This is a genomic window from Emticicia sp., assembly GCF_049241225.1.
Lineage (GTDB): Bacteria > Bacteroidota > Bacteroidia > Cytophagales > Spirosomataceae > Emticicia.
Genome location: NZ_JBMLRC010000315.1, coordinates 1 through 7133, shown reverse-complemented (window position 1 = coordinate 7133; position 7133 = coordinate 1). Strand labels below are relative to the sequence as shown.

At 39.4% G+C, this 7133-nt stretch carries 4 protein-coding genes and 1 pseudogene; 3 read left to right on the top strand and 2 right to left on the bottom strand.

Annotated features, from left to right (window positions below; genetic code table 11):
• Both ACOVO2_RS16715 and cobA read right to left on the bottom strand, forming a co-directional pair.
• Window positions 1-383: pseudogene (locus ACOVO2_RS16715) on the bottom strand (hypothetical protein); the annotation flags it as partial.
• Between the two features lie 584 nt (window positions 384-967).
• Window positions 968-1720, bottom strand: a complete 753-nt coding sequence (gene cobA, locus ACOVO2_RS16710) for a uroporphyrinogen-III C-methyltransferase (RefSeq protein ID WP_421771077.1) — start codon at window positions 1718-1720, stop codon at window positions 968-970.
• 310 nt (window positions 1721-2030) lie between these two features.
• Here cobA and ACOVO2_RS16705 point away from each other — a divergent pair, with 310 nt between their 5' ends.
• From ACOVO2_RS16705 to nirB, 3 genes are all read left to right on the top strand, one after another.
• Window positions 2031-3482, top strand: a complete 1452-nt coding sequence (locus ACOVO2_RS16705) for an ATP-binding protein (protein ID WP_421771076.1) — start codon at window positions 2031-2033, stop codon at window positions 3480-3482.
• 178 nt (window positions 3483-3660) lie between these two features.
• Window positions 3661-4314 carry a response regulator gene (locus ACOVO2_RS16700; protein ID WP_421771075.1) on the top strand — a complete coding sequence of 218 codons (654 nt, stop codon included), beginning with the start codon at window positions 3661-3663 and terminating at the stop codon, window positions 4312-4314.
• 240 nt (window positions 4315-4554) lie between these two features.
• Window positions 4555-7080, top strand: coding sequence for a nitrite reductase large subunit NirB (nirB, locus tag ACOVO2_RS16695; RefSeq protein ID WP_421771074.1), 2526 nt, complete (start codon window positions 4555-4557; stop codon window positions 7078-7080).
• Window positions 7081-7133 lie beyond the last annotated feature (53 nt).

Sequence of the window (7133 nt, the reverse complement as noted above, 5' to 3'; positions counted from 1 at the left end):
AATGAAAGATTCTGAATTGGTTTGAATTTAACGGTTGTGTCGGCCGAATTTGCCAATACGATTTCGGCCCATGCTTCGTGTACGCCAAACTTGCCTCCGTCGGCATTTGAAATTGATGAAGCATCTTGCCCCCACACACGCACATCTTGCACGGCCATACCGAAAGTTACTCTGTCCCATTTATAACCGAAGGTTAATCGCGTACGTTGTGATGTAAAAGCTGAGTATTTTGTACCATAAGGTGCAAGATTGCCTAATCCGTCACGTATTTCTGTGCGAGTTCTGACCTGACCGAGTAATGAAAATTGAGAATAAGACGCTTTGAAAAAAGAAACTGCGAAGAAAATTGCAAGCCCAAACTTGCGAAATAGATTTTTTTTCATTTGTTTTGAATTGAATTGTGAATAAATACCTACGTTCTGCGATTCGTTAGCCGATTTGACACCCCCATGTCAGGTCGGTTTTTTTGTTTGGTTCAAGACGAAGCCCCCACTCCGACTATCACCAGTTTTTTGATCTTTTAATGTTGTTTTCCCTACGTTTGCATTTCATTTGAAGTTTAAAATAAATAGATTAGCACTTTTAATTAATTTTCTGATAGCCCCCACTATCAAAATTTTCTTTGGTTATTTATACTTAATAATACCGTTTTTGTTATTGCTTATTCAAATGTAGAAAATAATATTTTATACTCAAAACACAAAACAACATATTTTTATCAATTTTAGCATTTTTACTTAAAATTCTTTTAATTTTGAAACTTGTTTTTAGAAAAATGCAATTTTATTTTTCATTTTTAGCAATTTTTGAAACCTATTTTTATTGATTTTGCATTTTTTAAATTTTTACTAACTAAGATTCAACCATAAAAAAGATAAGGATTAACACTCAAACCGACCGAAACAAAAAATGCCATCCCGATAAAGGAATGGCACCGTGGTGTATATACTATACCTTATATATATATCTACAAATTCATGCTGGCTACATAAGCCTCGACATATTCGGGATGCAAGCCAACAACATCACCTACGATAATAACAGCAGGATTACTCACTTTCGACTCATGCACTTTTTCGACAATATCTCTTACTTGCCCGAAAACCGATTTTTGTTCGCCAGTAGTTCCATTCTGAATAATCGCCACTGGTACATTGGCTTTGCCGTGTTTGTCAAAAATAGCCGCAATTTCGGCCAATTTGCTCATTCCCATCAAAACTACTACCGTAGCGGTTGATTGTGCTGCCAATTCGAGGTCTTTTGGTAGGCTGCCATCGCTTGTGTGGCCCGTAACTACCCAAAAACTTCGAGCAATATCTCGGTGTGTAATCGGAATCTGAACGGCAGCCGCAACGCCAATCGAACTCGAAACTCCAGGAATAACTTCGGTCGGAATTCCGAAAGCTTTGGCGTGTTCTAATTCTTCATAGCCACGCCCAAACACAAATGGGTCGCCGCCCTTTAATCGCACGACATGGCCATACTGAAGAGCTGACGAAACGATTAAAGTATTGATTTCATCTTGCTTAAAAGAGTGCTGCCCCTTACGCTTACCAACATTGATTTTTATGGCATCTTTTGGTGCGTATTCGAGCAAAGAATCATTGGCAAGGGCATCATATAATACTACATCTGCACTTTGCAGAGCCTTGATGGCTTTTAATGTGATGAGTTCGCTGTCGCCCGGACCCGCCCCCACGAGTGTTAGCTTAGAGTGCATAATTTTTGAGTATTAATGTTTAGAAGTAAAAAGGGTGGATTTAGTAGGTATAAAAACCCTAAAATAAAAAATAATACGGTCGTAGCCATATATTTCATGATATAAAAGTAAGGTTAATATTTGCCTAAAACACACTTTAGCCAAAGAAAATTTTAAATTAATTATTTTTAGACAAACAAATATAAATAAAATACAAAATGAGTAAAATTACTTAAAAAGTAAATAGTACAAAAGAAACAAAAACTTTAATATAACAAAGAACTTTGAATGCCAGCTTGTTAGTTCAAAAAAAATGCTTTAATTTTTCAGAATGCAAAATCTCTACAAACAAGTTTCTCAGCGATTGACGCGTCTTTACATGGTGGCACTCTTTGTGGTGGCACTGCTTTCGTTGTTTGGGCAAATGCTAATTCAGCGTTCGCTCAACGAATCGAGCGATGATGCCCACGTCGTCAATTTAGCGGGTAGGCAGCGTATGCTAAGCCAGAGAATATGCAAAATGGCCATCTTACTGACCAATAAAACGCAGTATGCCGAAGAAGCCGCTTTTTACGAAAATGATTTTAGCGAAACACTAAATCTTTGGGTAAAATGCCATTATGGCCTAAAAAATGGCAAACTGGGCTTGGAAAAAACTTATTTCGTGAAAAATAGTAGTGCCATACAAAAGTTATTCGACGAAATTGAGCCTAAATTTCAGGTAATCAGTATCAATGCCGATAGTGTTGCTCAAAAAAATTATACCGCCCAAAGTAGCCACAACATCATCAAGAATATGCTCACAAACGAACGTGATTTTCTGAAAATCATGGATAAGATTGTTTCGCAGTATGATATTGAGGCAAAAGAAAGAGTAGAAAACGTCAAGCGAATCGAATTTATACTCTTTGGATTTACAATTTTAACGCTTGTTCTTGAAGCTTTTCTGATTTTTATACCGCTCGTACGATACGTGCAGGAAGTCATTCTCAGAATCAAGGAGTCGGAACAAGAATTACAGACCAAAAATCAACAACTTGAAGAAACCAACGAACAACTGGTTTCGACCCAAAAAGATTTGGTAAAAGCCACCGAAGAGAAGTTTATTTTGCTACGAAAAGAAGATAATGTACGCTCAACGGCTCTGCTCGAAGGCCAAGAAGAAGAACGCAAACGCTTGGCTCGTGAATTGCACGATGGCATTGGGCAGATGCTTACCGGCCTCAAACTCGATAGCGAACAACTGAAAAGTTTGCCCTTTGTGAATGAAAAACAACGAAAGTCGTTTGAAGAACACCAAAAACTAATTGATGAGACCATTGAGGCCACTCGCACGGTTTCGTTTAATTTGATGCCTTCAGTACTGACAGATTTTGGGCTTTCTTCGGCAATCAGATTGCTGCTCGAACGAACCGCCAAAGGGGCTGATTTTCGAGCCTCATTCAATGATTTGACCGAAAACATAACGATTCCTAACAAAATTGAGAATAACTTGTATAGAATTACGCAAGAAACACTCAATAACATTATGAAGCACGCCAAAGCCCAGAAGGTGTCGATAACTTTATCAAACGAGAAGAATAAATATATTACCCTTTCGGTGGTTGACGACGGCAAAGGCTTTGACATGAAAAAAACTAAGAAAAGCCGATTTGGAGGAAACGGATTGGGCAACTTACAAACCCGTGTTAGGCTTCTCAACGGAACGATAAAAATTGATTCAGAAGTAGGTAAAGGAACGAGTATTTTTGTAAAAATTCCTATTATTAACGATAGCCTTTGAGTGGTTTCTGGTCGTTTAGTTACTGGAAAATTAGTTATTTGGTATTGGTTTGTGGGCTATACTTTAATATTGGTCAGCATGAATCAATATTAAATTGACCTGTTTTCTAATAACCAATTTTTCAGTTTCCCAATAACAATGAACCAACAAAACGCATCAACACTAAACAAGATACAATATGACAAACAAAATTAAGTTACTCATCGTAGATGACCATGCGGTTGTACGAAAGGGTATTCAGAATCTGCTTGAAGAAGAACCAAACATCGAGATTGTCGGCGAAGCTTCAGATGGTCTCGAAGCTATCGAAAAAGTAAAAAACCTGAAGCCTACCATCGTTTTGCTCGACCTCACCATGCCCCAAATGTCGGGTTTTGAAGTAGCCAAAATTCTTTCCGACAAACACCCCGCTACAAAATCACTCATTTTTTCGATGCACAATAACCCCGAATATATGGTTACGTCAGTCGAAAACGGTGCGATGGGGTATTTGTTGAAAGATACCAGCAAAGAAGAAATCTTAAAAGCACTTGAGAGTGTTTCGGCGGGCAATAAGTACTTCCCTCCTACGGTTTCGGCCATGATTATTGATGGACTTTTGGCTCAACGCAAACAAAAAACTACTCCAAAACTCAAAAACACCAGCTTATTTGCCAAAATCTCAAAGAAAGAGCGTGAAATTTTGAAATACATTACCGAAGGCATGAGCAGCCAAGAAATCGCCGAAAAGTTATCTTTGAGTGTCCGAACGGTTTCAAATCACCGTGCAAATATTCTCCGTAAAACCGATGTTAAAAACACCGCAGAGCTGGTTAGATTGGCAGTGGAGTGATTATAAGAAGCAATAGTTTTATATTTATTCTGCAATAAATACAATTTACCAAAACATTAACTACAAAATTTAAATTTTACCAAATAAAAATTTGCTTTTCAGAAACTCGAAACATATATTTGAATAAAAATGAGTATTTATACTTATTTTAAAGAAATAAATTTAAGCATAATTGACTTTAGAATGGGGGAAACGTACTGAGTCAATGAATGCAGCAAACGTAGGAAAACATAATTCAAAATGACAAACGGAACTAACGTTCTCCGTGTCGTTGTGGTGGGCAACGGCATGGTGGGTTATAAGTTTTGCGAAAAACTTATTGCCAAAGCCAAAGATATTACGCTCGATATTACGGTTTTTGGCGAAGAACCACGACCTGCATACGACCGAGTTCACCTCAGTGAATACTTCGCAGGAAAAACAGCCGACGACCTAACCATGGCTCCGCTCGACTGGTACTTCGATAACGGTATCAAACTTCACCTCTCCGACCCAATCACGAACATAGACCGAGAAACCAAAACGGTTTCATCGCATCATGGGCTTATTGTTTCTTATGATTATTTGGTGCTGGCCACTGGTTCTGCTGCTTTTGTGCCCCCTATTCCAGGTGTTGAGAAAGATGGTGTTTTTGTATATCGCACCATAGAAGACCTCGACATGATGCAAGCACACGCTAAAAAGGCCCGCAAAGGTGCAGTAATTGGAGGCGGACTGTTGGGTTTAGAAGCAGCAAAAGCACTACTCGATTTAGGTTTAGAAGAAACCCACGTCATTGAATTTGCTCCTCGCCTCATGCCTCGCCAAATAGACCAAGCTGGCTCTGATATTCTGAAAGCAAAACTCGAAAGTTTAGGCTTACAAATTCACCTCAATAAAAATACACATGAAATTGCGGGCGATGGCATCATTACAGCCATGAATTTTGCTGACGGCTCAAAACTTGAAGTGGATATGCTTGTTATCTCAGCAGGTATCAAACCTCGTGACGAAGTAGCTCGTTTATCGGGTTTAGAAGTTGGTTCTCGTGGTGGAATAGTGGTCAATGATAAACTTCAAACTTCTGACCCACATATTTTTGCGATTGGAGAATGTGCTTTACACGACCACATGATTTATGGCTTGGTTGCACCTGGCTACGAAATGGCTGATATTGTTGCCACCAATTTGTGTAACGGAGCGAAGGAATTCAAAGCTTACGACATGTCAACCAAACTAAAATTGATTGGCGTTGATGTGGCGAGTTTTGGCAATGCTTTTATTTCGGAGCCTGACTGCCAGACGATTGTCTATGAAAATAAATCGAAAGGTATTTATAAGCGTATCAATATATCAAACGATAACCAATTGTTGTTGGGAGGAGTTTTGGTGGGCGATGCAGAGCAGTACAACATGCTTCTGCAAACTGTCAATAATAAATTGGTGCTTCCAAAAGACCCAGAAAACTTAATTCTTGGTGCAAGAGGGGGCGAAGAAGAAGGTGGTGCGGGAGTAATGGGCCTACCAGACGATGCTCTGATTTGCTCTTGCGAAGCCGTAACGAAAGGACAAATTTGCCACGAAGTTTCAGAAAATAAAGTACATAGTGTAGACGGACTGAAAAAGTGTACGAAAGCAGGAACAGGCTGTGGTGGTTGTGTGCCAATGGTAAAAGACTTGATGCTCGGCACAATGAAAGAGCAAGGAATCTATGTTCGAAATATCATTTGCGAACACTTCGATTATACTCGACAAGAGCTATTCGATTTAGTAAAAATTAATGAGATAAAGTCATATGAGGGTGTTTTAGATAAATTTGGTAAAGGCGATGGTTGTGAAGTTTGTAAGCCAGCAGTAGCCTCAATTTTGGCAAGTTTATGGAATGACATGATTCTCGCCAAAGGAAATGATATTGCCCAAGACTCAAACGACCGTTTCTTGGCTAATATCCAAAAAGGCGGAACATACTCGGTTGTACCTCGAATTCCAGGAGGTGAAATTACTCCCGAAAAACTAATCGTCATCGGAACGGTCGCCAAAAAATATAACCTATACACCAAAATAACCGGTGGGCAACGTATCGACTTATTCGGGGCTCATCTCAATGATTTACCTGTTATTTGGGAAGAGTTGATAGCAGCAGGGTTTGAGTCAGGTCACGCCTACGGCAAGGCATTGCGTACAGTAAAATCTTGTGTAGGCTCTACTTGGTGCCGCTTTGGTTTACACGATTCGGTGACTTTTGCCGTTGAGGTCGAAAACCGCTACAAAGGCATCAGAGCACCGCATAAATTTAAAGGCGGGGTTTCGGGTTGTGTTCGTGAATGTGCCGAAGCCCAAGCAAAAGACTTCGGAATTATAGCTACCGAAAAAGGTTGGAATCTATATGTTTGTGGCAATGGCGGTGCAAAACCGCAACACGCTCAATTGATTGCAAGCGATATTTCAAAAGAAGATTGTGTGAAATACCTTGATAGATTCTTGATGTTTTACATAAAAACTGCCGAACCTTTGACCAGAACAGCTACTTGGCTCAATAAAATGGACGGTGGTATTACGTATTTGAAAGATGTTGTGGTGAATGATAGCTTAGGTATTGCTGAAGAATTAGAAACAGAAATGGCAGGCCTGATAAATAACTATAAATGTGAGTGGAAAGAAGCGATTGAAAACGAAAGTATTCGTAAACGATTTAGTCATTTTGTCAATGCTCCAGAAGTAAAAGACCCAAGTGTAGCTTTCACACCATTACGTGACCAAAAACGTGCTTTGGAGTGGGTAAAATAGTTGGCAGTTGGCAGTTGGCAGTTGGCAGTTGGCAGTTGGCAGTTGGCAGTTGG